The 26,378-nt window shown below is 57.1% G+C and carries 28 protein-coding genes; 7 read left to right on the top strand and 21 right to left on the bottom strand.

What is annotated here, in order from left to right:
* Positions 1-556: 556 nt before the first annotated feature.
* A complete protein-coding gene (locus Y5S_RS10475) occupies positions 557-1,846 on the top strand; it encodes an OmpP1/FadL family transporter (protein WP_035232817.1) in 1,290 nt (429 codons plus the stop codon).
* A gap of 342 nt (positions 1,847-2,188) precedes the next feature.
* Here Y5S_RS10475 and Y5S_RS10470 read toward each other — a convergent pair whose 3' ends face one another.
* The 5 genes from Y5S_RS10470 to Y5S_RS10450 form a co-directional block, all read right to left on the bottom strand.
* Entirely contained in the window at positions 2,189-3,757 is a 1,569-nt protein-coding gene (locus Y5S_RS10470; RefSeq protein ID WP_035232815.1) for a PepSY-associated TM helix domain-containing protein, read from the bottom strand.
* A complete protein-coding gene (locus Y5S_RS10465; protein WP_035232813.1) occupies positions 3,754-4,011 on the bottom strand; it encodes a hypothetical protein in 258 nt (85 codons plus the stop codon). The genes Y5S_RS10470 and Y5S_RS10465 overlap by 4 nt, the downstream gene beginning before the upstream one ends.
* Positions 4,008-4,298, bottom strand: coding sequence for a hypothetical protein (locus Y5S_RS10460; RefSeq protein ID WP_035232811.1), 291 nt, complete (start codon positions 4,296-4,298; stop codon positions 4,008-4,010). The genes Y5S_RS10465 and Y5S_RS10460 overlap by 4 nt, the downstream gene beginning before the upstream one ends.
* Positions 4,299-4,379: 81 nt before the next feature.
* Entirely contained in the window at positions 4,380-4,970 is a 591-nt protein-coding gene (locus Y5S_RS10455; RefSeq protein WP_035232810.1) for a hypothetical protein, read from the bottom strand.
* Positions 4,967-5,578 (bottom strand): hypothetical protein, encoded by a 612-nt coding sequence (locus Y5S_RS10450; RefSeq protein ID WP_035232808.1) that lies wholly within the window; start codon positions 5,576-5,578, stop codon positions 4,967-4,969. Before Y5S_RS10450 ends, Y5S_RS10455 begins: the two co-directional genes overlap by 4 nt.
* Positions 5,579-5,836: 258 nt before the next feature.
* Here Y5S_RS10450 and Y5S_RS10445 point away from each other — a divergent pair, with 258 nt between their 5' ends.
* Positions 5,837-6,532, top strand: coding sequence for an HNH endonuclease (locus Y5S_RS10445; protein WP_035232963.1), 696 nt, complete (start codon positions 5,837-5,839; stop codon positions 6,530-6,532).
* Positions 6,533-6,674: 142 nt separating this feature from the next.
* Here the strand turns inward: Y5S_RS10445 and Y5S_RS10440 are convergent, their stop codons facing one another.
* Positions 6,675-6,905, bottom strand: coding sequence for a hypothetical protein (locus Y5S_RS10440; protein WP_035232806.1), 231 nt, complete (start codon positions 6,903-6,905; stop codon positions 6,675-6,677).
* A 162-nt stretch (positions 6,906-7,067) separates the two neighbouring features.
* Here Y5S_RS10440 and Y5S_RS10435 point away from each other — a divergent pair, with 162 nt between their 5' ends.
* Together Y5S_RS10435 and Y5S_RS10430 are read left to right on the top strand one after the other, a co-directional pair.
* Positions 7,068-8,171, top strand: coding sequence for an esterase/lipase family protein (locus Y5S_RS10435; protein WP_035232804.1), 1,104 nt, complete (start codon positions 7,068-7,070; stop codon positions 8,169-8,171).
* On the top strand, positions 8,150-8,797 hold the full coding sequence (locus Y5S_RS10430; RefSeq protein WP_035232803.1) for a class I SAM-dependent methyltransferase: 648 nt from the start codon (positions 8,150-8,152) through the stop codon (positions 8,795-8,797). The genes Y5S_RS10435 and Y5S_RS10430 overlap by 22 nt, the downstream gene beginning before the upstream one ends.
* Before the next feature lie 221 nt (positions 8,798-9,018).
* Here Y5S_RS10430 and Y5S_RS10425 read toward each other — a convergent pair whose 3' ends face one another.
* From Y5S_RS10425 to Y5S_RS10400, 6 genes are all read right to left on the bottom strand, one after another.
* Positions 9,019-9,609 carry a GNAT family N-acetyltransferase gene (locus Y5S_RS10425; RefSeq protein WP_197055133.1) on the bottom strand — a complete coding sequence of 197 codons (591 nt, stop codon included), beginning with the start codon at positions 9,607-9,609 and terminating at the stop codon, positions 9,019-9,021.
* 233 nt (positions 9,610-9,842) lie between these two features.
* Complete coding sequence (locus tag Y5S_RS10420; RefSeq protein ID WP_035232801.1) at positions 9,843-10,583, bottom strand: sulfite exporter TauE/SafE family protein; 741 nt, start codon at positions 10,581-10,583, stop codon at positions 9,843-9,845.
* Between the two features lie 3 nt (positions 10,584-10,586).
* The gene (locus Y5S_RS10415; protein ID WP_035232799.1) at positions 10,587-11,381 is read right to left on the bottom strand and encodes an SDR family NAD(P)-dependent oxidoreductase; all 795 of its coding nucleotides are present in this window, start codon (positions 11,379-11,381) and stop codon (positions 10,587-10,589) included.
* Positions 11,378-12,316, bottom strand: a complete 939-nt coding sequence (locus Y5S_RS10410) for an SDR family oxidoreductase (protein WP_035232797.1) — start codon at positions 12,314-12,316, stop codon at positions 11,378-11,380. Before Y5S_RS10410 ends, Y5S_RS10415 begins: the two co-directional genes overlap by 4 nt.
* Positions 12,298-13,215 (bottom strand): bile acid:sodium symporter family protein, encoded by a 918-nt coding sequence (locus tag Y5S_RS10405; RefSeq protein WP_035232795.1) that lies wholly within the window; start codon positions 13,213-13,215, stop codon positions 12,298-12,300. Before Y5S_RS10405 ends, Y5S_RS10410 begins: the two co-directional genes overlap by 19 nt.
* Position 13,216: 1 nt before the next feature.
* Positions 13,217-14,509: a flavin-containing monooxygenase gene (locus Y5S_RS10400; RefSeq protein WP_035232793.1), complete on the bottom strand. Its 1,293-nt coding sequence runs from the start codon at positions 14,507-14,509 to the stop codon at positions 13,217-13,219.
* A 152-nt stretch (positions 14,510-14,661) separates the two neighbouring features.
* On the opposite strand from Y5S_RS10400, the gene Y5S_RS10395 reads away from it, so the two are divergent.
* The gene (locus tag Y5S_RS10395) at positions 14,662-15,627 is read left to right on the top strand and encodes an AraC family transcriptional regulator (protein ID WP_035232792.1); all 966 of its coding nucleotides are present in this window, start codon (positions 14,662-14,664) and stop codon (positions 15,625-15,627) included.
* Here Y5S_RS10395 and Y5S_RS10390 read toward each other — a convergent pair whose 3' ends face one another.
* From Y5S_RS10390 to Y5S_RS10370, 5 genes are all read right to left on the bottom strand, one after another.
* Positions 15,628-16,899 carry an O-acetylhomoserine aminocarboxypropyltransferase/cysteine synthase family protein gene (locus tag Y5S_RS10390; RefSeq protein ID WP_035232790.1) on the bottom strand — a complete coding sequence of 424 codons (1,272 nt, stop codon included), beginning with the start codon at positions 16,897-16,899 and terminating at the stop codon, positions 15,628-15,630.
* Between the two features lie 64 nt (positions 16,900-16,963).
* The gene (locus Y5S_RS10385) at positions 16,964-17,830 is read right to left on the bottom strand and encodes an enoyl-CoA hydratase-related protein (protein WP_035232789.1); all 867 of its coding nucleotides are present in this window, start codon (positions 17,828-17,830) and stop codon (positions 16,964-16,966) included.
* Between the two features lie 2 nt (positions 17,831-17,832).
* Positions 17,833-18,621 carry a helix-turn-helix domain-containing protein gene (locus tag Y5S_RS10380; RefSeq protein ID WP_035232961.1) on the bottom strand — a complete coding sequence of 263 codons (789 nt, stop codon included), beginning with the start codon at positions 18,619-18,621 and terminating at the stop codon, positions 17,833-17,835.
* 43 nt (positions 18,622-18,664) lie between these two features.
* Complete coding sequence (locus tag Y5S_RS10375) at positions 18,665-19,156, bottom strand: Mpo1 family 2-hydroxy fatty acid dioxygenase (protein ID WP_035232787.1); 492 nt, start codon at positions 19,154-19,156, stop codon at positions 18,665-18,667.
* 95 nt (positions 19,157-19,251) lie between these two features.
* Complete coding sequence (locus Y5S_RS10370; protein WP_035232785.1) at positions 19,252-19,662, bottom strand: CBS domain-containing protein; 411 nt, start codon at positions 19,660-19,662, stop codon at positions 19,252-19,254.
* Between the two features lie 209 nt (positions 19,663-19,871).
* Between Y5S_RS10370 and Y5S_RS10365 the strand changes: the two genes are divergently transcribed.
* Together Y5S_RS10365 and Y5S_RS10360 are read left to right on the top strand one after the other, a co-directional pair.
* Entirely contained in the window at positions 19,872-22,622 is a 2,751-nt protein-coding gene (locus tag Y5S_RS10365; protein ID WP_052041525.1) for an AAA family ATPase, read from the top strand.
* Positions 22,615-23,418, top strand: a complete 804-nt coding sequence (locus Y5S_RS10360) for a mechanosensitive ion channel family protein (protein WP_035232783.1) — start codon at positions 22,615-22,617, stop codon at positions 23,416-23,418. The genes Y5S_RS10365 and Y5S_RS10360 overlap by 8 nt, the downstream gene beginning before the upstream one ends.
* 113 nt (positions 23,419-23,531) lie before the next feature.
* Here Y5S_RS10360 and Y5S_RS10355 read toward each other — a convergent pair whose 3' ends face one another.
* From Y5S_RS10355 to Y5S_RS10340, 4 genes are all read right to left on the bottom strand, one after another.
* Complete coding sequence (locus tag Y5S_RS10355) at positions 23,532-23,771, bottom strand: hypothetical protein (RefSeq protein ID WP_035232781.1); 240 nt, start codon at positions 23,769-23,771, stop codon at positions 23,532-23,534.
* 91 nt (positions 23,772-23,862) lie between these two features.
* Entirely contained in the window at positions 23,863-24,735 is an 873-nt protein-coding gene (locus Y5S_RS10350) for a metal-dependent hydrolase (protein WP_035232780.1), read from the bottom strand.
* Positions 24,736-24,822: 87 nt separating this feature from the next.
* A complete protein-coding gene (locus Y5S_RS19155) occupies positions 24,823-25,776 on the bottom strand; it encodes a GGDEF domain-containing protein (protein ID WP_052041524.1) in 954 nt (317 codons plus the stop codon).
* The gene (locus Y5S_RS10340) at positions 25,769-26,281 is read right to left on the bottom strand and encodes a methanogen output domain 1-containing protein (protein WP_035232779.1); all 513 of its coding nucleotides are present in this window, start codon (positions 26,279-26,281) and stop codon (positions 25,769-25,771) included. Before Y5S_RS10340 ends, Y5S_RS19155 begins: the two co-directional genes overlap by 8 nt.
* Between the last annotated feature and the right edge of the window lie 97 nt (positions 26,282-26,378).

The raw sequence follows: 26,378 nt of genomic DNA, 5'->3' as shown, positions 1-26,378 counted from the left end.
TACCCACCCAAGCCTGCATTTCCAGAGCAACCAGCTCACGCCTGCTCCTGGATATCACGCACGAATTCCGAGACCGTACCATCCCAACCACAATGCAAGCATCGCCCCGCCTTAAAGCGTGATCGCAATTATGGTAGCCATATAAATAATGCGCGCAGCGAGGGCACAACGATCCCATTTCAGATGCCGCTCGAAGCACCGGCTGCTGCATTCATCACATTTTGCGATTTCTCTACCCATACACACCACGCAAAACACAGACTCGACAGAAGAACACGAAACGCCTTCATTATCACTCATGCCTCCCCTTCAGGATTAGCCATTCCTCCCAGGACCATTCCAATCAGCACAACCGCTTAATTTGTGCATTTATCAGCCAAAGATGCCACCGACCAATGAAACAATGAAACCTGTTCACGGAATTAGACACCATGTTTACGCACTTTTAATGTCATTTAAGCGACAAACGGATCATTTAAACACGCAACACCATAGCCATACCCGCCGGTATGGTGCTACCGTGCGCGCGCAAATTGCACAACTCGGGAAAGCTATAATGACGTATTCAAAGAAGGCGATTTTGGCGGCCACTATTACCGCCGCGTCGACCCAAGTCCTGGCCAATGGCCTGTCACTGAATGAACAGAGCGCAAGCAGTGCGGGTTCCGCCTATGCTGGCCGCGCCTCCACCGCCAACGACGCCAGCATCCTGTTCGGCAACCCTGCCGGCATGAGCCGCCTGAAGCGCGCCGAAGTCTCTGGCGGCCTGGCCTTTATCGATGCCAGCACGGATATCAGCAATGCCAGCGGCCCCTTCCCCGGCACCAACGAGGGCGATATGGTGCCTTTCTCTGCCGTGCCGTTCGGTTACTACGTCACGCCAATCAATGACAAGCTGCATGCTGGTATTGGCCTTTATGCCCCGTTTGGCGTGGAAAGCGACTACGAGGACACCTTTCAGGGCCGCTATCATGCCCTCAACAGCGTTGTGAAGGTTGTCACCATCCAGCCCACCATCAGCTACGCGTTTAACGACAAGGTTTCCATCGGCTTTGGCCCGACCATCAATCACATTGAAGGCAAGCTGACCAGCGCACTGCCCAATGTCCTTTACGGTGGCAGCGGCGACGCAGGCGTGGAAATTGAAGGCGATGACATCGGCTATGGTTACAACCTGGGCGTTCTGGTTGCCGTTACCGATCGTCTGGACTGGGGCCTGACTTATCACTCCAAAGTGGACTACACCCTGGAAGGGGACACTACCGTGAGCGGCGGCAATGGCATGCTCGGCCCCATCCCGCCGAATCCGATGATCCCGACCGGACTGCCAGGACTGAACGGCAAGTACGATGCCAAGCTCGACATCACCATGCCTGAATCTGTGGACACCTCCTTCAGCTATCAGGCCACTGAGGCCGTAACGCTGTTTGCGGGTGCCACCTGGACTCGCTGGAGCCGCCTGGAAGGCATTGATGTGGAAAACAGCGGCGTTAACCCGGCTTATGCTGGCGATTTCGGCACGGTGTCTGAAGAACTGAACTGGGAAGACACCTGGGCCGTCGCCGTCGGCGGGGCTTACCAGCTCAACCCGAGCTGGGTGCTGCGCGCCGGTTACGCCAAGGATCGCACCCCCACCAGCGATATGGATCGCACCGCACGTATCCCGGTAAGCGATCGCGACATCGTAACCCTGGGTGCCGGCTGGATGCTGTCTGACGACCTGACTCTCGATGCTGCCTATGCCTACATCGACGAGAAAAAAGGACGAGTCGCGCAAAGCAGCTACAGCGCCGACTTTGAAAACAGCGCTCACGGCGTGGCTCTGCAGGCCACCTATCGCTTCTGATCAGTCCGAACAGGTAGCCGTAAAAAGCCGGGCAACATGCCCGGCTTTTTTTGGTTCATTGCGGGCTAGCGGGAATGGTTGAGAAGAATAAACACAGGACGCAGAATCCTGCGTAAAGGTCGCCGAAAACCTGGGGCCAGATGCCACTGTGGGAGCGACGGTTACGTCGCGATGCCCTGGCATCGGCCTTCTTCGCGGCCGCAACAATCAACCCGTTGGACGCAGACAGATCAGTCCCCTCCGGTTTTGACTTTCGAAACGCGCTTCTCACAACTCGAAACCCGGTCCCGCTCGGGCTCGGCTCGCTTGCAAGCGCCCCACCCCAAAAGGGAAGGCAAAGGATCACTCCAACTCCGCATCCGCCAGATGCCGGGGATGATCATCGCTCAACCTCCCCACCCACAGTGGGTGTGGCTCAGCCAATCGCACTCGCTTGCGGAAATGTCGCGACACTATCCACAGTATTCCTGCCATCGCCAGCATCAGAAGATTAACCAGCAGCACATCACCTTCGCGCCATGCCCTGCCTCCCTCCAGCAACACTGACAACAGCGGTATCGCCAAGTACAGCCACGGCATAATACGCAACCATTGCGCACTGAAACGCAACGGCGATGCGCGCAGACTCCAGGCCACCAACGGCACCAGCACCAGCAAGAACACCAACCGCTCCAGCCATAGCACCTGCTCCGCCAGGGGAGAGTGCAACCCGGCCTTGCTGACCCAGAAACTCACCGCCACACCACTGACCACACCCACACAAACACCCAGCGTGAGACGCAACAAAAACGCCGATGCACGGGAAGGGCCGGTACGGTCACTGCGCCGCTCGCACCAGAGAATATTGCCGGACACAAACAACAGACAGCCCAACAGGCCAAGCACAAAATACATCAGCTTAAGCGGCAATCCGCCGTAATCCCCAAAGTGCAGGGAGTACACCGGCGACAGTGACGCCTGATTCAGGTTGCGGGATGCCGGGCTGATGACCCGCAAGGGTTTGAGCATCGGATCGAGTACAACATGGGCATGATGACCCAGATAACCGGGCACCGAACCTGCCACATCGAGCCAGCCCTGACTGTCGCCGTAGCCTCGCACCTCCACCCAGGCCACTTCCAGCCCAGGCACCTCATGGCGAGCCGCAGAAAGATAATCCGCCATCAATGACATTTTCAGCGGCTCCCCCACCGCTTGTGGTGCCGGCCAGACTTCCGTCTCCTCCGCAATCACGCCTTGCAACTGGGGACCAAACACCAACGCCCCCAATAACACCGCCATCACCGTAAACAACCCCATGGCGGCACCCGTGATCGACATGATCAGATGGAAAGGCAAGCTGACAACGCCAATCAGGTTGTGCAGGTTTTTCCAGTAACGGCGCACATTTCCCTGATGCCTCAAGGCCAGCAGTTCCTTGCCGATTTTCGGCCAATGAATCACCAAGCCACTGAACAAGGCCACCCCGTACAGCACGGCAATGAAACCCATTAACGTCATGCCGATATTCAGTAAACCTCCGCCAGCCGGAATGGCCAGCTGGTAATGGAGTTGATTGATGAAATCGGCAAGCTCAGAGGACGGCTGCTCAACAAAGTCGCCACCGGTAACAAAATTGGAGGCATATGCGGTGCGCCACTCACCGTCCTGTTTCCACATGGCAGCGGGATCATCACCCGGCTGAAAAAAGAGCCGCTCTGCAGCTGAGGGAAAGCGCTGAATCAAGCGCTCCAGGAACACATCCTGATCCAGCGGTTGGACACGTTCGGCAGGAAGCGCCTGCCAATGATGCAGCTCGTGGTGGAACACATTGATCGCACCCGCAAAGAAGGCCACAAACAGGATCAGACCACTGATCATTCCTGCCCAGGCATGCACATCAATAAAGCGACGCAAACGATCAGCCTTCATGATCCGCCCCCGTACAGGGAAGTCGTCTGCAGCAACAGGGCGGCAACACCATTGCCGGCAACCAGTCCCGCCATCACCGGCCAGGCACGCTCAGATAACGTCGAGAGCAACCCCAGCACCATCCACAACGCCACCACCAGCAGCAGCATGAGCACCAGCCACGAAGACCACGGCACCGGCAAGGCTGCCGCCAGCAGTCCGACCAACATGACACTCAATGGCAATGAAAGCAGCACTACTGCCAACACCCTCATGATCGCCCCCTCGACATCCGATTCCCTTTCTGGAAGCTATCATGCTGATGAGCCGCCAGCAGAGCCAGCACAATCAGAAAAGCCGCCTGACTCCACAACCAGAACATCAGGCCGACCCCCAGCCCCTGCGACCACACCCACAGCAAGGCCGCCGGAACCGTGAGCCCCACTCCCAGCCAGCGCGCCACCATTGGCAGTGGACGATCGAGCCAGCGCTGCTCCCGGTCAGCCAGATAAAAAAGCGTTGCCGCAAGCAGCGTCAGCAATAACGCGCCAGTCCAAAGCATGGGATGTGCCCTTCACCATCATGATAATGGTTCTCATTTAAACCCGAGAGCACAGACAAGGTCAATCAGGGCAGGCAGGAATCAACGGTGGGGGCGAAGGGGCAGCATAGCCTGGGTGGCATGACTTAGCTGAGCGGTTGAAAGGCGATCCCAGTGGATATCATCACGATCCGGCATCCACACATCCCGGAATGCAGCAGCATCGGCTACCGCCACTTCCGGGTTGAGCATGGCTGCCCCGTGGCAGCCCTGAGCCGATAATCCTCCCACCTCACGGATAACAGACCACCAGCCAGCCGGACGACAGCACAGTGACACCTGACTCAGGTTACATCGCACATCACTTTCCACCACTGCGCATTCCAGCACATTATCTTCGCGCGTGCTTAACCCCTGTCGCCAGAGGGCGGAACCGCCCACAACAATGGCCGACGGAAAGGTACGCATCAGCGCCTGCAACACCTCAGCCTCACTCAGCGGATCCCCAAGCACTACGCGGAAGAACACCGGCCGTTCTGGCGCGACCTGACGGATCACTCCAGCTTCCAGCCAGCGCAGGGTCACATCCAGCGCCTGCTCCCCCTCTCCGGGCAACAACTGTTTCAGATCGGAAAGCGCAAACACCTTTGGCAAACTATCCAGCGAAGGTGCCATCACATCCAGTTGCATCATGGCTCGACAGTCCTGGCGACGGGCAACGGCATACCCAGCCCCTGACGGAGCACCATGACCGCACGAAGCAGCTGACAGCAAACCGCAACCCGACGGGAATCCGGAAGCAGATTACGACGCAACCGGGCCGCCTCCGCCAGGCGGGATTCCAGGCGCGCAAGCTCCACCTCAGATACTCGTGCAGGAAACTGTTTGGCGGTCAAGCGACGTGTTAGCAGCTGACCCTGAAGGTCCTCTTCAAGAGTGATATAGGCGCGCAACACAAGGCTATGGCTACCCAGACGACGCATGGTGCGAGACACATGGCGGCGACGGGGACGATCCCGCCGCGATGGCAACCACGGGGCAATAAGGCCGGCCAGCTTATCCACCAGCAACACCCAACCTGCACCATGCTGCTGGCTATTGAGGTACCACCACCATGCCTGCAGCCGGGCGATGTCGCTTCGCAAAACCCGCACCTGCCGCCACTGCCACCCTCCGGCTCCGGAGGCGAGACCGGCACGATAAACCGCCAGGTACTCTGACAAGGCCTGCAAGCGATGTTCCACGGCTTCGAGGGCGAGGCCGTGAAGGCTATCACTACTCGATAGGCTTGGAGATGTCATAGATGGGCTCCTGGTACTACGGTTGGGACTGCGGACAACGCACAATCAACCCCCAGCCTGCCTGTAAGAGGCAGGGAGCAACCCCTAGACTAGCGCCGCTCCCGGCTCTGCCCCAGCGGGAAAATGTGCTTTTTCGTTGTGCCGCGTTGCGGTTTGTTTCACCGTGGTAAATTGCCGGAACCAGTTCACACTTATTGTCTCTCAGGCCATCGCTCACACTACCTGTGGCTGCTATCTTACGCATTTAGCATTAGCCTGATGGATAACGTCTTGCGCATCACCCTAGCCATTTTTCTAGCCCTGCTTCCTCACCTGTCACTCTCACATCCCGGAGGCGTCGATAAACAAGGCGGACACCTTGACCCTCAAACAGGCCGCTACCATTGCCATCGCGATGACTGCAAGCGCGCTCATGAACAACAACACAAGGCGGAGCAGGAGGCCCGTGAAGAAGGCCGCGCCTTCAGCACACTGTACGACCGGGATCAGTGGCCTCACTGGACTGATGATGATCACGACTGCCAGGACACCCGCGCCGAAACCCTGATCCAAACCAGTCGGACTGCAGTGACGTTCAGCGATCCTCGTCAATGCACCGTCACCAACGGGCGCTGGTACGACCCTTACACAGACCGCACCTTTACCCGCGCCCGCTCACTGGACATTGACCATATTGTTCCCCTGCGCCATGCCCATGGCCACGGCGCAGACCGGTGGTCGAAAGAGCAACGCCAGCAATTCGCCAACGATCCGCAGAACCTGCTTGCCGTCTCCGCCCGCGCCAATCGCAGCAAGGGGGCCAGCAGCCCTGACCAATGGCTACCGCCCAACCAGGCATTCTGGTGCGAGTACGGCCGCCGCTGGCAGGCTTTGAAGCAACGCTATGCGTTGATGATCACTCCCCCGGAGCAGGAAGCGCTGGACCGACTGGCGGCGACCTGCCCCGCGTTGTAGCCCTCGCCAGGACTGGCGGCCGCACCCGAAACTCAGCGCGACCCCATAAAAAAGGCCGCGCCTGACAGGGCGCGGCCTTACTCTCAACACCCACAACCTTTCAACCTGTTGCGGCGTGCTGCTTGCGGCGTACAGTGTGAACTTACTGTTCTGCCGCATCCTTCATGTTGTCCATGGATTCTTCTGCGTTATCCACAGCGTTATCCAGGTCTTCACCCATTTCTTCCATGGGCCCCTTGGGATCCATGCTCTCTACTGCCTCATCCACTTTCTCACCCGCTTTTTCTACCGGACCATCACTGCTATCGCAGGCTGCCAGCAGGGCCGTGGAGGCAAAAATGGCGGCCAATGCCGCTTTACCGAAAATACGCATAGACTCACTCCTTGGATGTCTGTGATTCGAACATCCGTTACCCTACCTGCTGACTTGCCATCAAACCAAGTACCGACACACATAATGTCGGCATTTTACGAAGCCTTACGAATGGCCTGGCAACCATGCGCAGGGTCCGCACAGACCGGGGAAAGACAAAGAATGAGAAAAGTCGGGCATCAGGTGGGAGGACTGGCACAGCTGGTGACCCGCTTCGGCAATGAAATCACTCAGGTTGTGCAGGACATGCATGGCACCATCGCCAATCCCTTCGGCATCCGTGGGCACGACTACACCCCCGCGCCAATGGTGTACAACCTGATCCGCTATGGCTTCAGACAGGCAGGCAATGCCGCCGGGTTGGCGGATCTGCTCGCCGACCCGAACCGGGAGCTACGCGACAGCCTGGATCTGCAAAGCATCCTCAACGGTATCTTCGGTCAACTGCTGGTGGAACAACACAGCAGCTATGCGCTGCCCATGACGCTACTGCCAAAACAGCAACTGGCCGGTGACACCGATACGCTGGTGGTCTTCATTCATGGCCTGTGCATGAACGATGCCTGCTGGAACACCCCTGCTGCAGATGGCTTTAGCCAGTGGGCTCGCAGCCACCTCAATGCGGAAGTCCGTTACCTGCGTTACAACACTGGCCTGCACATTTCCGATAACGGCCGCAAACTTGCCGGGTTACTGGCCCATACCGCACTACCCAAGCGGGTTATCCTTATTGGTCACTCCATGGGCGGACTGGTCGCGCGAAGCGCGCTGCATCAGGGCCGCGAACGCCAGGACTCCTGGGTTGATAAACTCTCGCACCTCGCCTGCCTGGGCTCCCCCCATCAGGGAGCGCTGCTGGAACGCATCGGCAACAACGCCAATCGCCTGCTGGCCAGCACCCCCTGGTCCAAGCCATTAATGCGATTGGGCAACCTGCGTTCCGATGGTATCCGCGATCTACGCTTTGGCTATGTACTGGAAGAACAGTGGAAACATCGTCCCATCGACGAAGTACAGCCCAGCAGCAAGGTACCGCTGGATCCCACGGTGAAACAGCTGTTTATCGCCGCTAGCGTCAGCGAGCCGGAGCACCCACAACCCCGTGGTGACTGGCTGGTGTCCGTGGACAGCGCCCTCGCCTCAAGGCTGTACCCGGAGGCACCGCTACTCACACGGGAACTGTTCTGGCAGATGGGCCACATGACCATGATCGAGGAGAGCCGGACCTACGCACGGGTCCAGCAATGGCTGGAACAGACGCAGTGAATTGCACTCTCTGCGACACTCCTGCAAGCACCTTCAGCGAAGTCGAAGGGCGCGAATATTTTCGCTGCCCTTGCTGCCAGCTGACCTTTGAACACCCGGACAAACTGCCAGCGCCGCAAGAAGAAAAAGCCCAGTATGACCTGCATGACAACCGCCCGGACGACCCAGGTTACCGGCGCTTTCTGTCACAGTTGGCCACGCCTCTGACGGCAAGGCTTGCCCCAGGAGCCAAGGGACTCGATTTCGGCTGCGGCCCCGGCCCGGCACTGGCAACCATGCTGCAGGAACAAGGTTTTTCCTGTGCTACCTATGACCCCATCTACGCCCCGGACAGCACACCACTGGAAGGCGACTATGACTTTGTCACCTGCACAGAAGTCATTGAGCACCTGCATCAGCCTGCCCGTGAGTGGGACTGGTTTGCGCGACACGTCAAACCTGGAGGCTGGCTCGGCATCATGACCCGGTGGCTAACCGACGACGACAGTTTCGCCCGCTGGCATTATCGCCGCGACCCAACCCACGTCTGCTTCTGGCAGCCAGCAACCTTTGAATGGCTGGCCCGTGAACAGGGCTGGACACTGGAGCTGGTCGGCAATCCTGTGGTACTGATGCAGAAGCGTTAGACCACCCTCATCCCGCGACAACGATGGCCACTGCTGCGGCTATCAATGCCATCGGCACGATAATCAACAAATGACGCACAACACGTTCGGCCAACACCGAAAGTTGGTATTTTAGTTCCATTTTTATTATCCCCTTTTCCCCACTTGGAATAGTAAAGGAGATAAAAATGCCGGCCATCGCCCATATGGGTTATTCGATTCGTTTCATGGCAACTTTTTGTTCACAGGCTATGCATCCAGAACTGCATCGGTTTGTGAGAGGGCTGTTCGTCCCCCAGATCGGTCCAGTCAAAGTCCGCCACCAACTGATTCTGCGGAAAATAGCCACGGCCACGCCAGAAATCATCCAGGGGACGGTACCCCTGCGGCCTCGCCGGGTGACCCTCCGGCCGCTGCACCGCACAGAAAGTGGTGTGCTGAAAGCCAAAATCCTCGGCGTATTGTTCGCGAAGATCAAAGAAACGGTGGCCAATTCCCTGTCCACGCCAGTCTCTTTTCAGTACAGATTCACCAAAATAAAACACGGTGGAGAGATCCGCGCCCAATTGCCGAAATGGTGCCTGAAAAGCGTCATCCGCCTCCTTCAACGGCAGACCCGTCGCTGCTCCCACCAGCTTGTTGAACTCCAGCGCCAGCACGAACACGCTGCGGTCTGATTGCGCATAGCGATCCAGATAACGGCGCTCGTAATCCAGGTCCCCGTCGTACAGATAGGGGAAATCGCGAAATACCTCAATCCGTAGCCGAGCCAGCTCATCCAGCCAGGGCTCGACAGCGATACCGGTCACCGGGCGAATTTCCACTGAAGACATGCAGGCTCCTCGGGATAAAGATCAGGAAGGGAATCAATAGCACGACGAGCCGGGGAAGGAAAAGAGAAGAACGATGAGTGCCGATTACCGGGTTGCGAGTACCGAGTTTCGAGTTTCGAGTTGCGAAAGACACCCCCTCATCATCCGCCGAGGCAGATCCGGAAAGATTTTCGCAACTCGAAACTCGTGACTCGCCACTTGAGCCCCGGCATGTCACCGACACTCTGGCAGGTCTAGGGCCGCATCAAGATCAGGCCTGTGATCCACAACACCACAAATACCGCCTGGCGAAAGCGTTCTTCGTTAACCCGGTGATGCAACCACTCACCCAGCAGCATGGCGGCAATGACCACCGGCACCAGCAAGCCGATCTTCGGCGCGGCCGGCAAAAGCGAACCGTCAAACAGAAATACCACCGTCAGCAAACTGTTAAGCGACAGCCAGACCAGAATCAGGGTGGCGCGAAAACGCTGCTTGTCCAGCTGCAACCCACTCAGCGCATACACCAGCAAGGGGCCACCAGAAGCAAACAGACCATGCGTAATCCCGGCCAGAAACATCCAACAGCGGGACCACCAGGATGCATGGCTGCGCACCTCAATACCCTTGAACATGCGCCATAATTCACGGCTACTGAACCACAACACCAGCAAACCAAAACCCTGCCGCAAGTAATCGTCTCCCAGCCAGGGACGCAGTCCGTAACCCGACAAGGTACCCAGCACCATCAGAGGCAGGATCAACTTCCACAGGGTAGGCCAATGTATATTGTGTCGATGACGCCAACTCAAGGTGCTGCTCATAACAATATTCAGCGGCACCAGTACCGGTAAAATCTCCGGGATCGGCAGCACCAGGGCACCCAATGACAATGCAATGACGATACTGCCAAAGCCCGTCATCGCTTCCGTGGTAAACGCAAAAAAGATAAACAGCCCCAGCAATAGCCAGGGCCAGATGAGCGCAATATCCACGGGTTACTGCTCCAGCTCGACAGCAAATTTGCGCATCATCAGGCGCTGGTAGAGGTCCGGAGCAAGACGCCACAGCACGCTGGCAAACCAGGTGAAACGGTCCGGGAAAAGACGCTTTTTCTTGCGCGAATAAGCCAGAAAAACCTGCTCAGCCAATTGCGCCGGACTCTGCATGCGCCCCACCATGGAACGCGCATGGTTAGCCGGTTCGCCATCGTGTCCCAACGCATTGGTCTCGATAGGCGTGTCCAGAAAACTGGGGTACACCATCAGGATATGTACCCCGTAACGGGCCACCTCACCACGCATGACTTCAAAAAACTGCCCCAGCGCACTTTTGGCACTGCAGTATCCGGCACGGCCCAGCACCGGCATCCAGCCCGCCATGGAACCGATATTGATAATACCGCCGCGACTCTGCTTGAGCAGGGGCAACAGGGCAATGCTCAGCTCAACCGGCGCCTGCCAGTCCACCTGCATCACTTTGCGAAACACCGGCACCGCCGTTTTCTCGGCCAGCGAGCGGTGGGTAATGCCGGCATTATTGATCAGCAGATCCAGTGCGAAAGGCTGCTCCTGCAGCCAGAGCTTGAGCGCCGTAATAGCATCGCCATCCGTCACATCCAGCTCCCTGAAGATCACTCTTTGCGGGTCGACCTTGCCGAGCTGTTCGGCGCGCGCCTTCAGCAATACGCCATTCATGTCTGTGAGAATCACCCGATAGCCGCAGTCATGGGCGCGCCGGGACAGCTCCCAGCCCAGCCCCGATGCCGCACCGGTAATCAGTACCGTTTTCATGATCCCTGCCTCTGTCTTGCCCCTGCCAGATAGAAACGGAATACCTCTTCAGAACTCTTCTTTGGCTGATAGCCAAATTCCGTTTTCAAACGCCGATTGCTAAGCACCGGACGATAGCGGAGGAAGTTGATCTGGGCCGGGGTATAACCGGTCAGTCGCAACTTGTTGCCAAGCCACAGTGCAGCGCGAAGCACGCTGGCAGGAATCGCCAGCACCGGCTTGTCCAGAATGACCCCCAACTCATGAATACTCAGGGCGCCATCGCCGGCCAGATTGAAGCAACCCTGCTGCTCTTCAGTCACCCCTTTCTCGATGATCGCCAACACATCCTGGTCCCAAATGAACACGAACGGAGACGGCGAACCCGCCACCGCCAGCAAGCGCTTGCCTTCAAACAGTCGGGTAATCAGATTGCGGGTGCCAGCTCCCAGCACGGTTCCCGGGCGCAGGATCAACTGCGCCAGCTGCGGGTGCTGCTGACGGTAGGTCGCCAACAACTCTTCCACCTGGCGCTTGTGGTCGGAATAGGCAAACTCGGGATTGCCACGCAACGGATCCTGTTCATCCAGCCAGGCAGGACTGTCCGCATGATAGCCATAAGCAGCGCCGGAGCTGGTCACGACCAACTGCCGTACTTCATTGGCTACACATGCCTCCAGCACATTGCGGGTGCCATTCACGTCGATATCGTAATCACGCTGACGATCACCAGAATCCTCCAGCACCGCAGCCAGATGCACCACCTGCTCGATACGGTGCTCACGCATCAAACCGGCAATGGCAGGATCGCGGACATCCATCACATGAAATGGAAACGGCGCGGTTTTGTCTTCGCGGATATCTACACCCACTACGAAATGCCGCTCCGCCAAACGTCTTGCCAACAAGCTACCGATGTAGCCGCCCGCGCCAGTAATCAGGATGCGTCTTTGCATGGCGCGCCCTCCTCTTGCACAGCATCGGACTGACGCCCCCACCAGAATGCCAGCAGCAACCCGGTGACCAGATGCCAGACACCCCAGAACGCGGCAATCAGAATCATCTCGCTGGCGTCAGGGAAGAAGGTGAACAGGATGGCCAACCCCAACCCGGAATTCTGAATACCCACTTCCATGGTGATCGCTCGACGATCGTTGCGCGGCAGACCGGTGAGCCCGGCGGCGAAAGCCCCCAGCCCCAGCGCCAGCAGATTTTGCAAGACAACCAGGCCGACGATGCGATCCGCCGTGGCCAGGAATACATCCATGTTGTTGCCAAACGCCACACCAACGAACAGCAGCAACACCAGCAGGGTCACCACGCGCATGGGCTTCTGGGCTGCACGGGCAAAGGCCGGGAACGCCTTGCCCACCAGCATGCCGACCACCAGCGGCAGCCCCAACACCAGCGCCACCAGCATGAGGATCTCCATACTGTCGAGCTGGATTTCGGTAAGAATATTGCGGGTATGCGGGTTGATGTAGCCGTACAGGGCAAAGTTGAAGGGGGTCATGAACATGGCCACCAGGCTGGACACAGCCGTCATGCTCACCGACACCGCCACATTGGCACGAGCCAGCCAGGTCATGATGTTGGAGAACGACCCGCCGGGGCAGGAAGCCACCAGGATCATGCCCAGTGCCAACTGGGGATCCACTTCAAAAAACCAGGTGGTCAAACAGGTCGCCGCTGGCAGCAGCACAAACTGGGCAATCAAACCCACAATCGGCGCATCCGGCCGCTGCAACACACGACGAAAGTCTGCCCCGGTCAACGACAGGGACACACCAAACATCATGAAGGCCAGAATGACATTGAGGGTCAGCAGATTATTACTGCCAAAATGCACTTCCATGTCACACCCCCACTTTCAGTTCGGCAATGTGGGCGCCCACAGCCTTGCGGTAGGTGTCCTTGTGAACGTAGTAAGCCATCCGTGCCAGCTTGAGATAGGAAAGACCTCCGTCCATTGCCTTACCCGCTTCCGCAGTGGCCTTGTTCTCCAGAGACTCTGCCAGGGGTAAACCGTGCATCTTGGCGTGCAGGTACAGCGCCACCATTTCCGCCTGTTCGTTGCGGCCTTCCCAGCCAAGGCCAGCCGCTTCCACCATGCCCATGACAAACAGGTTACGGTGCTGCGGGTGGAACACATTCAGATAAAGTTGCGGCGCATCCTGGCCCTGCCAGTTCAGCTCGGCTGCATCAATGAAGGGGTAATCCAGTTTATAACCGGTGCCCATCATGATCAGGTCATAAACCCGTGACTGGCCGTCGGCGAAGGTCACGGTATTGCCTGCGACTGCCGCAATATCACCGTGGGGAGTGATATCGCCATGACCGAGATAATGCAAGATCAGGGAATTGATCACCGGGTGGGATTCATAAAGACGATACTCAGGATCAGGCAACCCGTAATCGCTGGGCTTGCCAATCAGCAACCGGATCAGCGCCCCATCCACTTTCTGTTTGACCGCGCGCGGCAGAGTGAACTTGCCACCAAAACTGTCCGTCGGCTTGCCCATGATGAACTTGGGCAGGAAGTAGTAACCACGGCGCACGGACATGTCCACACTGGCAGCACGATGCACCGCATCCACCGCGATATCACAGGCCGAGTTACCGCAGCCCACGATCAGCACCCGCTTGCCGGCAAACACCTCAGCGTTGCGATATTCGCTGGAGTGCATCAACTCACCTTCAAACTTGCCGGGCAGTTTGGGCATGTTGGGTTTGTGCAGGGTGCCATTGGCAATCAGCACACCATCAAAACGGCGGGTTTGCTGCTCGCCATTCTTGCTGGTGGTTACCTGCCAACCGTCACCATCGCGCACCACATTCTCCACCCGGGTGGAAAATTCGTAGTTCTCATACAGACCAAACTGGCGCGCATAGCTCTGAAAGTAGCGCTTCATCTCACTGTGATGGGGATAGGTGGCCACCCCCTCCGCCATGGGGAATTCCTTGAATTCCGTCATGCCCTTGGAGGAAATGAGATGAGCAGACTCGTACATGGTGCTGTGGGGGTTATCGATATCCCACAGGCCACCCACATCGGAATGCAAATCGAAACCAATGAACGGAATGCCATATTTTTTCAGATTGCGGGCGGTCGCAAGCCCCATGGGGCCGGCCCCTATCACTGCGTACATGTCGATACCACGCTTGTTATTGTTTTGGGAGCCGTGTCGCTCTCCCTTTACTGAGCCAAACTAATAATTTGTTATGATGTTCACTCTACGGTCCGCAGGCAGCCTCCTCACGGCCAATTCAGGACCACTCCACGGTTAATTCGAGACAGCCTATGTCACAACAGCCCACCGTTACCGTGCGCTATACCCAAGCCATCAGCCAGGCCGCCGCCAAGCTGGGGTTTTCCCTGCCGGACGACCTGCAGCAGGCTTTTGCCGAGCAGGAAAGGGTCAGTCTGGAACTGCAGGGTGCCATCTGGGAAAGCTTCTGCTCACAGGCAGAAGATGCCCTTGTGGGGGTACGATTCGGGCTGGCGCTGGAGGTAGGCCATCTGGATACCGCAGGCATGGTGCTGATGAGCTGCGACACCGTGGCCGATGCACTGGAAAGCCTGATCGATTACTACCCCATTGTGGGAGAGGGTGGCACCTTCGAATTCAGCATCGAGGGGGATGACTGCATTGTCAGTTACCAGCCCCAATACCGCGAACGACAGCAGGAACGGGTAGAAGCAGCTTTAGCCTCACTACTGCAACTGTCTCGATGGTCCACCGGCGGCAAGCTCAAGGCATTGCGGCTGGAATTTGCCCACGCCGCCCTGGACGATAACCGTCGCTATGAAACCCTGCTAAATGTACCGGTACGTTTTCTCTCCAGCCGCAATAGCCTGGTGATTCCCGCCAGCAACCTGCAGCTGCCACTGATCTACGCCAACCCGGCCCTGTGCCAACACCTTCGCACCTTGGCCGATCAGGTACTGGACTCCCTCGGCGAGCAGTCACTCAGCGCCCAGGTCACCAATCTGCTCCGCCAGCACCCACACTGGGGCAAGGAAAAAGTCGCCGACATCCTGGCCATGAGTGGCCGCCATCTGGTGCGCAAGCTGGGAGAGGAAGGCAGCAGTTTCAAACTGCTTCGTGATGGTTTGCTGCAAGGCATGGCCGAGAAACAATTGCAGGAAGGAGTTCGTCTTGGCGATATCGCCGAGGCACTGGGCTTCTCGGATGAAAGTGCTTTTTCGAAGGCCTTCAAACGCTGGACCGGCATGACGCCGGCCCAGTTTCGAGAGAAGTTCTGATCAGACTTTTTCCAGTGCCTGAGAAATATCCGCCAGGATGTCATCGATATGCTCGATGCCAACGGACAGCCTCACCAGATCCGCACTGACACCGGCACTCTTCAATTCCTCATCATTGAGCTGACGATGGGTGGTGGTGGCAGGATGACACGCCAGTGACTTGGCATCACCGATGTTCACCAATCGCTTGATCATGCCAAGTGCATCGATAAAACGCGCACCCGCTTCCCGGCCACCTTCAATACCAAAACTGAGGATGGACGACGGCACCCCACCATCCATGTATTTCTGCGCACGATCATAATCCTGATCAGTTTCAAGACCGGCAAAATTCACCCAGCTGACCTTGTCATGATCACGCAGGAACGCCGCCACCTTCATGGCATTCTCGCAGTGTCGCTCCATACGCAGACTCAAGGTCTCGATGCCCTGAAGAATCAGGAAGGCATTCATGGGGGACAACGCTGCCCCCATGTTGCGCAACGGCACCACACGGGCACGACCGATAAAGGCGGCTTCCCCCATGGCTTCCACATAGACCACGCCGTGATAGCTCGGATCCGGTTGATTGAACTGTGGGAAGCGGGGATTACCCTTCCAGGGAAACTTGCCGGAATCCACAATCACACCAGCAATGGTGGTGCCATGACCGCCCATGTATTTGGTCAGTGAGTGCACCACAATATCCGCACCGTGTTCGAACGGACGACACAACGCCGGGGTGGCCACAGTATTGTCGACCACCAGAGGCACACCAGCATCGTGGGCGACTTTCGCCAGAGCAGCCATATCCACCACATTGCCTGCCGGGTTACCGATGGACTCACAGAACACCAGCTTGGTGTTGTCATCAATTGCTGCAGCAATAGACTGGGGATCGCGACCATCCGCCATGCGCACATCAATACCCTGATTGGGCAGAGTGTGGGCAAACAGGTTGTAGGTACCGCCATACAGCTGGCTCACCGACACAATATTGTCACCCGCACAGGCCAGGGTCTGGATAGTGGCAGTGATTGCCGCCATGCCGGATGCCATGGCCAGCGCACCGATACCCCCTTCCAGCATCGCTACACGTTCTTCCAGCACCGCGTTGGTCGGGTTCATGATGCGGCTGTAGATATTCCCCGGCACTTTCAGGTCAAACAGATCCGCCCCATGCTGGGTATCATCAAAGTAATAACTGGTGGTCTGGTACATGGGCACCGCCACCGCATGGGTTTGCGGATCGCCATCAAAGCCACCATGAATCGATACCGTTTCCTTTTTCACTTTTTCTCTCCCTCACACACGCAAAAAATAAAAAGGCCGCCCTGAGGCGGCCCGGGTTGCCCGCTTATTCAAGCGGAGGTTCTGGCCAGAAAGCAAACTGCTTTGGTACTTCTGACAATGGCGTCTCGAAGCGCGGGGCGCGTTTTTCCAGGAAGGCATCAAAACCATCGCGGCCATCCCAGAAAGAGTGCGACCAGTAAATCATCTTGGACTCCACCACATGAGCCTGCAGCGGGTGATCAAATTCCGGATTACGCCACAGCATGTGTCGCGCCAGTGCCACCGCCACTGGCGAACTCTTGGCAATCAGTTTGCGCGCCATGCAGCGAGCCACATCGACCACCTCACTCTTGTCATGGGCGCTGTGGAACAAGCCAGCCTCTACCCCCTCTTCTGCCATGAAGATATCGCCGCTAAGCACCCACTCCAGGGCTTTTTGCCGCCCCACCACCCGAGGCAGAAACCAGGATGAGCACGCTTCCGGTGTAATGCCCCGCTGGGTAAAGACAAACCCGATCTTGCTGTTCTCGGCCACCAGGCGAATATCCATGGGCAGGGTCATGGTGATCCCCACCCCTACAGCCGCGCCGTTGATGGCACCGATCACCGGTTTGCGGCAATGATAGATGGCCATGGACAACTCGCCACCGGAATCACGGATGGTTTCCAGTGGTGCGTCCATGCCTTCTGCGTCATCGTAACCGAACAGGTTACCACCACCTTCCGGCTCCATTTCCATGCCAGCACAGAACACCTTGCCCGCCCCGGTCACGATAATGGCTCGCACCTCATCATTGCCGTCTGCCGACTCCAGCGCATGAACCAGCTCATCTTTCATGCGCAAGGTAAACGCATTTAGGCGTTCGGGACGATTGAGCGTAATGGTGAGAATGTTTTCCGACAGCTCGGTTTTGATGTCCTGATATTGCATGACTACTCCTGGGAGGTTGTTCTTGTATTGGCAGGCAGGGATAACGGCACAACCTGCACCGATTGCCCCCGAGCATAACGCGATGGCAAGGCGTCGAACATGGCACGAAGTGTTCGATTCAAATGGGGTTGATCGTAAAACCCGGCAGCCACGGCCAGCTCGGTGAGACTCATGCCACTTTCCCACAGGGACAAGGCACGCTGACACTTCAGATGCAAAACAAAGCGTTTGAACGTCACGCCAAGCTGTTCGCTGAACAAACGCCGAAAGCGGGATGCCGACAGGTTCGCTCCAGCAGCCAGCGTCTCCAGATCCAGACTGTTGTCATGGCGCAACTGCTGGCAGGCGCGAATCACCCGGGCATCCGGCGGGTTCAAGGGGGCAGGCTGGCGCAACTGCTCAACAAACTCAGCGGCGAGATCGGCACGGGCATCACCATCCGCCAGCGCCAACAGATTTTCCCGCAGGGCTTTCAGCGGCAGATGCGCGTCGGATTCTGCCTCACGCAAACACCACCAGGCGGGCTCATCCGGATCCAGGTGCATGACGGCCAGGGGACCGTCACTGTGCAATGATTGACTGACTTCCGGGGCCACTCGCACCAGCGGCTGGCGGAGACTTTGCTCGCCTAACTCGACACGCAACATCCCTTCCAGAGACACCAATAGCGACGCAGCCACATGCTGGTGAGGCTGATTTTCCATGCCGGACAGCAATACCAGCCAGCCACCCTGCCAGATATACAGAGGGGACAGTAAAGACGTCATGGAATCCGGCGTAGAAACAGTCATGCCGGCATAATGCCCGGCGAACGCCGGGCGGACAATCTGCCGATCAGGCCGAAACACCCTCGCGGCGCAGGCCCAGCTTGTGAGCCAGTTCGAGAGAAACAAACATGGGACCCACCAGCAGGAAGACCAGATCATCCACGAAAGACGGTTTCTTGCCTTCCACCTTGTGACCCCATACCTGCACCGCCCAGGCAATCAACCAGACCACGGCGCTGGTCCAGCCTAGCGACAACCCGCTGCGATCCACCACCACGATGGCCGCCAGTGACAGCGCCAGCCAGACGCTCATCAGCAGCGTCATGCCTGCCGACATGCGCAGATAGAAAGGCATGCAGATGACCGCGAGCAAGGTGCCGCCATTAACCCAATAGGCCAGCCCCCCTTCCAGACCAAACCACTGACCCAGCGGGACCAGCCAGAACAAGCCCAGGGTGGACACAAAGATGGCTGGTACACAGAGAATGTGTACCCACTGGTTGACCGGATGACGATGGCTTTCACCATAATCTGCCAGAAAGGTATGTAAATCACGCATGGCGCACTCCCGAATTGTTGTTTTCCATTCGGAGATTAGCGGCAAGCCGGACGGGGGAATTGTACGCAGGGGCCAAAGGAGTCAGGCCAAGCCTCTCACGCGTCGCAGGCGCGCCGGGTATCTTTCAGTGCCCGCAACACTTGATGACGACTCAACAACCCCACCAGTCGCTTCTGGTCATCCACCACCGGATAGACCTTGGGCTTCTGGTTCACCATCTGCTCAGCCACATCCACCACCGAATCGCTTTCTTTCACCGTCAGCGGCTCACCGTGCATGAATTCATCCACAATCAACGAACCCTCACAGTGATAGCTGGACACCAGCAGTTTGCGCAGACAATCCTGCTCCGAAACAAACCCTACCACCCGCTGATTCGCATCCACCACCGGCAGGCCCGATGCCTTGTGCTGCAACAGCTGCTCCACCACTTCAGTGAGTTCGGTCCCCAAGGCGATCGCCATGGGGTGCTTGCCCATCAGGGCGCTGACAGTCAGGTCGCTCATTGTCATATCCTTTCGACAAGTCTTTCTTCGACTATAGCACTGTCCGACATCATCGCCTGTGATATTCAACCGTCATGGCGTTACAACAGGCGGTTAGGGATGACGTCAGCTCCCGCCCTTCCTACAATGGTTGGCACCTGCACCCTCGCGAACGCAATTGCCGCCACGAACGAACCGCAGGCCCCATACAGGATCGCAAGGAGCAGCGAATGGTATTGCAGTCCCCCCGGAACGCCGGTTCAGCCACTTTCATATTGCTGACCCTGCTATTTTTCATCTCTCCGGGAGCCTTTGCCGACGCCACCTGCGATGCAGCCGAACAAACCCTGATGGAACTGGAGCGAGACCTCCAGCAGCTACGAGCGGATCAGGACCAATGGCAGCGCCTGCTTGACGGTCAGGTCCCGGCACCTCATCAACTGGCAGGCCTGCTCGGCCATCCTCTTGATCAGCCTCATGCCAACCACATCCACCCCCCGGAACCTCTGGTGGCTGCCGACAGCCACTGCTCCGAGCATCAGGAGGACATCGCATCCCTCACCGCACAGCGCAATCAGCGGCAACTACAGATCCACAAAATGCGGCAAATACTGGTGGAGCGGCCACTGGAACAACGCAAGGCCTTGCTCGCACTTTCAAGGCTTTACGAAACACTGCAAACCGTCATCGACAAGCCAGGTTCAGGCCCCGATATCCGCGGGGATGCGCAAACGCTACAAACCTACATCTCCAGTGTCTGGGTACTGGTGCCCAAGTTGAGAACCGCACCCGGCCAATCCCTGGCGTCCCTGGATCAACTCAGGTACAGCACGCCACAGCTGTCTCCACCCTCCCCCGTCACCCCCGCTTTCCGACTGCTCGCTCACGCCCGTCAGGATATCCAGCAGCAGGTTCGCATTCTCCGTCGTGAACTCTGGCAGCGCCGCACACTGAGCAGCCAGATCAATGACATGGGTGGCATGAACGCCATTCCCGCTCTACTAGGAAGAGAAGTCAGGCAACTCCTGCAACACTTCAGTGATGTCATCTTCCTTATCCGTCACGACCTGAGCGGCCCGCTGCAAGCGTCAAGCTACGCCCCACTGGTACGCAATCTGGTGGCACTACTGCTAGGCTCCGTCAGCTTTGTGCTGCTGGTCAGGCTGGCAGGCCGTACTCGCGGCTGGGCACTGGCACTTCACGAAAGAGTCATCCGTTCCAGCGGCGAAAAACGCTGGCTACGCAATGCCAGCCGGTTGATCAGCGGTCTCGCCCCCATGCTGCCCTGGTTTCTGCTCTGGTTTGCCCTCACCCAGTTGCACCCTTTTCTGAATAGTCCATCCACACGAGTGCTGCATTGGCTACTGCCGTTCGCGTACCTATATGTCATTTATGGCCTGCTCACACTGATCGGTGAGTGGTTAATTAGCCGGGTGGCCCAGAGTGCAGGCACCTACCTGAGCGCCGAACAAACCCGCCAGATTCTGACGCATTCACGCAACACCGCACGTTGGCTGATGCCGATCTGGTTCCTGGTTCTTGCCGTATGGGAAATTCTGGGACCGTCACTGGTATACAGCCTGCTTCTCATTTTTCTGGCCATCAGCCTGTTCCGGGCACTGGGTCATTTGCTGTCTCTGCGCAGCAAAGATTACCTGCTTTGCCTCCAGGCAATTCTTCCCTCCTACCTGGATCCAACCGCGGAGCGTCTGCTCACGCCGCGGCTTTTCTGGCTGTTTGCGCCACTTCTGCTTCCTATTGCGCTTATCAGTTTTCTCACCAACTTTATCAACCAGGTATTAACCGATTTCGACTGGTATACCCGCCTCAAGGCTCGCTGGTTCCGACTGCGAACCCGTATCGCCACAGAAGAAAATGACGACACAGAAGGCAGCCAAAACGACGTTCCCGTCAAGGAACACTACGAACGCTGGTTTGCCCAGGATGTTCCGGAAGGCACCACACTGCCCTTTATCAACACCGGGCTTGTGGCCGCCATGGAAAAGAATATCCAGCGCTGGCATGAGAACAAGACAGACGAAAATTCGCTGGTAGTGGCCGGAGGCAAAGGCAGCGGCAAGACCATTTCTATTGGCAAGCTTCAACAAACCCTGGCAGACAGCTGCAGTGAGCTGGAAGTCAAAACGCTCAAAGTACCGGCCAAAACCTGTGAGCCAGAGGCTATCCTGTCGCTGGTCGGCGACGCGCTCGGTACTGATCTCAGCGAACACGGCCCGGCAGCTCTGGTCAAAACTGACGAAAACCGTAAACCCGTGCTACTGGTACTTGATGACGCCCAGAACTTCTTCCTTGCCCGACAGGGAGGCCTGGAAGGATGGCGAACCGTTCTCAGCCTGGTCAATGCCAAACTGGACCATGTTTTCTGGTTGCTGATGATCAATAGCCAGAGCTGGGCCTACCTCTGTAACGTGTTTGGCAGGGAGTACCAGTTCCGCAATGTGGTACGCGTCAAACACTGGGCCCAGTCTGATATACGCTCACTGATTCTTTCCCGTAATCACCTTAGCGGCTATCAGGTACGCTACGATGAAGTATTACTGTCATCCCGCGGGCCAGAAGCTGGCAATGTCCGCAACGCCGAACAACGTTATTTCAGCTTGTTGTGGGATGCCTGCCGAGGAAATCCCATGGTCGCGTTGCGACTGTGGCTGACCTCCATCAAGGTTCAGGGCAAGCAGGTAACCGTAGGCTTGCCCATGCCACCCGCGTCAGGTGTGCTCGATACCATGGGGGAGAATGCCCTGTTCGTTTATGCGGCCATTACCACTCATGGGGACCTGACCAGCAGTGAAATCAGTGAGGTTACCTGCCTGCCAGAAAATGTGGTTCGCTTTGCCCTCAAGGGGGGCCAGGACGCAGGCTTCCTGCAACGCGCTGAAGACGGCCGCTATCGCCTGGTACCCCTGTGGTATCAGCCGGTGATCAGTTATCTGACAAGGAAGAATTTGCTCAATGAATGATGGCAATATCGTCAACGATCTGGCGGTGGTAGTTGAGCTATTCAACATCTACGCCCTGGTGCTGCTGTTTATTGGCGGCTTCGTGTTATGGGCCCTGAACTGGGGTATCAGCAAGGCCAGCCAGAAGATCACCGAAAAGCTGCCCACGCGCCGCTTCCTGATTCTGCAGATCACCACCCTGATCGGCTTTGTGCTCTATACCGTGGGCACCATTGCCCTGGTAGTAGGGGTACTGCAACCACCAAAAGAATTCATGCTGGCCGCCGGCGGCTCGATTGCGGTCGCTCTTGGTTTCGCTCTAAAGGATATTGCCGCCTCGCTGGTCGCGGGCTTGTTGCTGCTTTTCGACCGCCCCTTCCGGGTAGGCGACAGGGTCAGCTTTGATAACGTTTACGGGGAAATCATTTCCATCGGCTTGCGTACAGTACGACTGCAAACGCTGGACGACAATCTGGTCACCATTCCCAACTCCCGGTTTATTACCGACGTTGTCGCCTCCGGCAACGCCGGCGAACTGGACATGATGGTCGTCACCGATTTCCACGTGGGTCTGGAAGCAAACTTGCAAGAAGCCAAAGCGATAATAGAGGAAGTGATTTTCACCAGCCGATTCGCCTATCTGAAAAAGCCGGTCACCTTTGCCATCGAGGAAGTCGAGGTGGGCTACCGTCTGGCGATCCGTTTACGGGCCAAGGCTTATGTGCTGGACGTGCATTACGAAAAAGCCTTCCAGAGCGATATCGTGGTGCGAGTTTCCAAACGATTTGCTGAAGCTGGCGTCATTCGCCCAGCCTGAACCAAAAGCATTTTTCGCCACAGAGATCACCGGCACACAGAGTTTAAATACCCTGTTTTCCCTTTGCCTCGGTGCACTCAGTGATCTCTGTGGTAAAAATCGTCTTCGGGAGTTTAGCGCCCGGATTTTTTCTGTTTTTCCAGCAGAGCCTCAACCTCTTCCCGCGGCAGGTAATCCAGGTCCCAATGATTGGTGAAAGTTTCCTTGAGACGACGGCGTCCACGATGCAAATTTTCCGGCGTATCGCCCTCATGGGCCGGATGGTATTCCTGATGATCGGGCTCAGAGGGAACGTCCTCTGAGCGTGCAGAAGAAGGAAACAATCGCCGCTTCAGTGATGTTAACCAACCCATAACCACCTCCACATACTACCTTGATACAACAGTAGCACGGGGGGCGTGAACGCTGCATTGCCATGCGCCCGAAACAGATGGAAGGGAAAGATCAGGCCACCAGATCCGGGCGATCCATCATGTTGGCAAGACGAATCAAGGCTCGCTGGCGCAGGTGTTTGCTATCCCGTTTTGACGGATGGAAGTCGCGCTTGTAATAGGCCAGGTAAGACTTGCCAAGTTTTCGCAACCAACCTGGATTTCCCATCAACCAGTTGAAGCCATTTCGTACCGATTTCCAGTCAGTGGGATCATCCATTTCATTACGCAGCTGCCAGTAGTGGACGAAAGTGAAACCAATAAATTCCACCGTGGTAAACGCCATCTCTGAACTGCGCACCCAATAGCTATCCACCTGATCCTTGTAGACATCAAAGGCCACCGACTTGTGCTCGCTTTCTTCAATGGCATGCCATAACCACAGCGGCACCATTCGCTCATCCATGCCCTTGATGAATTCCGGATGCTCGAGAATCATTTCTGCCAACATGGCGGTGAAGTGCTCCAGCGCACAGGTCTTGGCCAACTGCCGTTCCGGGGTCAGCCATTTCGCCAGGAACTTCATGCCATCCTTCACAAAGGCATCCACTTTGCGTGCAGGCACGCCCTTGGATTCCATAAAGTCATTAAACGCATCATGCTCATTGCCATGATGTGCTTCCTGGCCAATAAATCCCTTTACCTGCTCTCGCAGCAACGGATCCTGGATATTTTTCTGAAAATGACGAACGGAGCGAACAAAGAATCGCTCACCTTCAGGGAAGGTACATGACAGCGAGGTCAGCAGAATCGACTTGAATTGGTCGTTATCGAACCAGTACACCGGTATGGAGGGATCAAATTCAAAATCCATCCGGCGGGGCTGAATATCGCTCTGGTTGATTTTTTTCTTGGCTGACGCATGCGTGGTGACGTGGGCGGTCATAGGTTTTCTCCTGTCGTCCGCCCAATATGTGGCAGCCATTGATGGTACGCTAGTGCAGGTTGTGCCATTTTCGGTCACTCACCTGGCTCAATGGCCCGCTCTCAGCAACACCGCCTGGTCCCGCCCCTGCCCTTTGGCGCAGTAAAGTGCCTCATCCGCCTCGCGCATCAACGCAGAGGAGGATAGCGGCTGCCCGGGCAGCCAGCTGGCCGCCCCGATAGACAGCGTGACAGGCACCCATGTTGATGCCTCTCCTGCACTTTGGGCGCGCTTGTTGGCGCTTCGCAAGGCCGTCACCAGACGCCAGGCCACATCCTCAGCCCCCCTGTGATCGGTGTTGGGCAGTAACACGGCGAATTCCTCGCCGCCGATTCTGGCTACCTGATCCCCCTTGCGAACCAGCGAGGCCGTCAGCAGAGAGGCCACCGCACACAACACCTTGTCTCCCGCTTCGTGGCCGTAGTTGTCATTGATCTGTTTGAAAAAATCCAGGTCGATCAACAATAGCGAAAACGGAAAGGCATTTTGCCTGGATTCCTTGCACAGCTGGTCAAGCCACAGGTCAAAAGCACGGCGGTTGGCGATCCCGGTCAGCGGATCCTGGCTGGCTTGCGATAAGGCAACGCGGGCGGTTTCCCGGGCCCGGACATAATTGCGCTGCAAGGAGGCTTCGCGGCGGCGACTCTCGGAAAGACGACTCATGCCGCCCACCGCCAGATCCCGGGGAAACAATTCGACCAGGTAACAATCCTGCCATTCATCACCATGGCAAACCCGGGAGCTGGCCGGATAGTAGTCCGCCAGAGCACCCACCAACCGAGTGGTCAAATGGGCGCAGTGTCGATTACGGCGTACCGCCTTGAGAAAGGCAAGCTGATCGCTGGCCAGCAGGGCAGCGATGTGCGCGGGCTCCTCCCCCTGTAACAAAGCGCGGGCATGGGCATTTATGACCTTGATCCGACCCTCTCCATCCATCAACACAACCGGCAGGGAGATCGCATTCAGAATGGCAAGGCATTCCCGGGTGACCATCTCAGCCATCCGCCGAAAAATATTCGCGCCCCGAGGCCCCTTCCTCAGGGGTTAAACTAACGGTCACCCGACACTGGGAATCGCCATGGGCTATGGCTTCGGTGATTTCCACTCGTGCATATCCGGTATTTTCCGCTGCAATCACGCCAAAGACATTGGACGTCATCATGCACAGGGCAGGCCTGCCCTCCACATAGCGACCAAAAGGACAGCGCCAATTGCCCAGAACAATGCGTTCCTCATCCTGCTCAATGACGTAGAAATCACCGCCAATACGGCGTTTGAGATCCACCATCACCGCACTGATTTGATTCTTGTCGAGCCCCGATACATTTAGCGCAGAGCGATAGCTGGCATTGATCTCATCACCAATTTTCTGGCCGACAATGGAAACCAGCCCTTCTGCCTGCTCCAACCCGGCCACATCCTGTATCGACTCGGCCAGATAGCCGAGCAACTCACGCAGAAAGCGATCTCCATTAAGCGGGATCCGGGCGTTTTTGATCTCATCCATGATCGCTCCTCCCCGGGCACGTTGCCCTGAAGGTTCTCCAGCACCATGCCGGCCATATGTGACATGTGTCACACTATCCCGATTCTGAATGAAAGAG

Origin of the sequence: Alcanivorax nanhaiticus (assembly GCF_000756665.1) — a bacterium.
GTDB lineage: Bacteria > Pseudomonadota > Gammaproteobacteria > Pseudomonadales > Alcanivoracaceae > Alcanivorax > Alcanivorax nanhaiticus.
The sequence above is the reverse complement of the archived record's forward strand: the minus strand, read 5'-3'. Positions and strand labels throughout refer to the sequence as shown.

Bases quoted from the DNA above. Each gene is read 5' to 3' on its own strand.
- Y5S_RS10465 (WP_035232813.1), bottom strand. From the start codon at position 4,011: ATGAGGGTGTTGGCAGTAGTGCTGCTTTCATTGCCATTGAGTGTCATG.
- Y5S_RS10415 (WP_035232799.1), bottom strand. From the start codon at position 11,381: ATGAAAACGGTACTGATTACCGGTGCGGCATCGGGGCTGGGCTGGGAG.
- Y5S_RS10435 (WP_035232804.1), top strand. From the start codon at position 7,068: ATGAGAAAAGTCGGGCATCAGGTGGGAGGACTGGCACAGCTGGTGACC.
- Y5S_RS10380 (WP_035232961.1), bottom strand. From the start codon at position 18,621: ATGACTGTTTCTACGCCGGATTCCATGACGTCTTTACTGTCCCCTCTG.
- Y5S_RS10455 (WP_035232810.1), bottom strand. From the start codon at position 4,970: ATGATGCAACTGGATGTGATGGCACCTTCGCTGGATAGTTTGCCAAAG.
- Y5S_RS10405 (WP_035232795.1), bottom strand. From the start codon at position 13,215: ATGGAAGTGCATTTTGGCAGTAATAATCTGCTGACCCTCAATGTCATT.
- Y5S_RS10410 (WP_035232797.1), bottom strand. From the start codon at position 12,316: ATGCAAAGACGCATCCTGATTACTGGCGCGGGCGGCTACATCGGTAGC.
- Y5S_RS10400 (WP_035232793.1), bottom strand. From the start codon at position 14,509: ATGTACGCAGTGATAGGGGCCGGCCCCATGGGGCTTGCGACCGCCCGC.
- Y5S_RS10365 (WP_052041525.1), top strand. From the start codon at position 19,872: ATGGTATTGCAGTCCCCCCGGAACGCCGGTTCAGCCACTTTCATATTG.
- Y5S_RS10385 (WP_035232789.1), bottom strand. From the start codon at position 17,830: ATGCAATATCAGGACATCAAAACCGAGCTGTCGGAAAACATTCTCACC.
- Y5S_RS10460 (WP_035232811.1), bottom strand. From the start codon at position 4,298: ATGCTTTGGACTGGCGCGTTATTGCTGACGCTGCTTGCGGCAACGCTT.
- Y5S_RS10360 (WP_035232783.1), top strand. From the start codon at position 22,615: ATGAATGATGGCAATATCGTCAACGATCTGGCGGTGGTAGTTGAGCTA.
- Y5S_RS10470 (WP_035232815.1), bottom strand. From the start codon at position 3,757: ATGAAGGCTGATCGTTTGCGTCGCTTTATTGATGTGCATGCCTGGGCA.
- Y5S_RS19155 (WP_052041524.1), bottom strand. From the start codon at position 25,776: ATGGCTGAGATGGTCACCCGGGAATGCCTTGCCATTCTGAATGCGATC.
- Y5S_RS10425 (WP_197055133.1), bottom strand. From the start codon at position 9,609: ATGTCTTCAGTGGAAATTCGCCCGGTGACCGGTATCGCTGTCGAGCCC.
- Y5S_RS10475 (WP_035232817.1), top strand. From the start codon at position 557: ATGACGTATTCAAAGAAGGCGATTTTGGCGGCCACTATTACCGCCGCG.
- Y5S_RS10445 (WP_035232963.1), top strand. From the start codon at position 5,837: ATGGATAACGTCTTGCGCATCACCCTAGCCATTTTTCTAGCCCTGCTT.
- Y5S_RS10350 (WP_035232780.1), bottom strand. From the start codon at position 24,735: ATGACCGCCCACGTCACCACGCATGCGTCAGCCAAGAAAAAAATCAAC.
- Y5S_RS10450 (WP_035232808.1), bottom strand. From the start codon at position 5,578: ATGACATCTCCAAGCCTATCGAGTAGTGATAGCCTTCACGGCCTCGCC.
- Y5S_RS10375 (WP_035232787.1), bottom strand. From the start codon at position 19,156: ATGCGTGATTTACATACCTTTCTGGCAGATTATGGTGAAAGCCATCGT.
- Y5S_RS10370 (WP_035232785.1), bottom strand. From the start codon at position 19,662: ATGAGCGACCTGACTGTCAGCGCCCTGATGGGCAAGCACCCCATGGCG.
- Y5S_RS10440 (WP_035232806.1), bottom strand. From the start codon at position 6,905: ATGCGTATTTTCGGTAAAGCGGCATTGGCCGCCATTTTTGCCTCCACG.
- Y5S_RS10395 (WP_035232792.1), top strand. From the start codon at position 14,662: ATGTCACAACAGCCCACCGTTACCGTGCGCTATACCCAAGCCATCAGC.
- Y5S_RS10355 (WP_035232781.1), bottom strand. From the start codon at position 23,771: ATGGGTTGGTTAACATCACTGAAGCGGCGATTGTTTCCTTCTTCTGCA.
- Y5S_RS10430 (WP_035232803.1), top strand. From the start codon at position 8,150: ATGGCTGGAACAGACGCAGTGAATTGCACTCTCTGCGACACTCCTGCA.
- Y5S_RS10340 (WP_035232779.1), bottom strand. From the start codon at position 26,281: ATGGATGAGATCAAAAACGCCCGGATCCCGCTTAATGGAGATCGCTTT.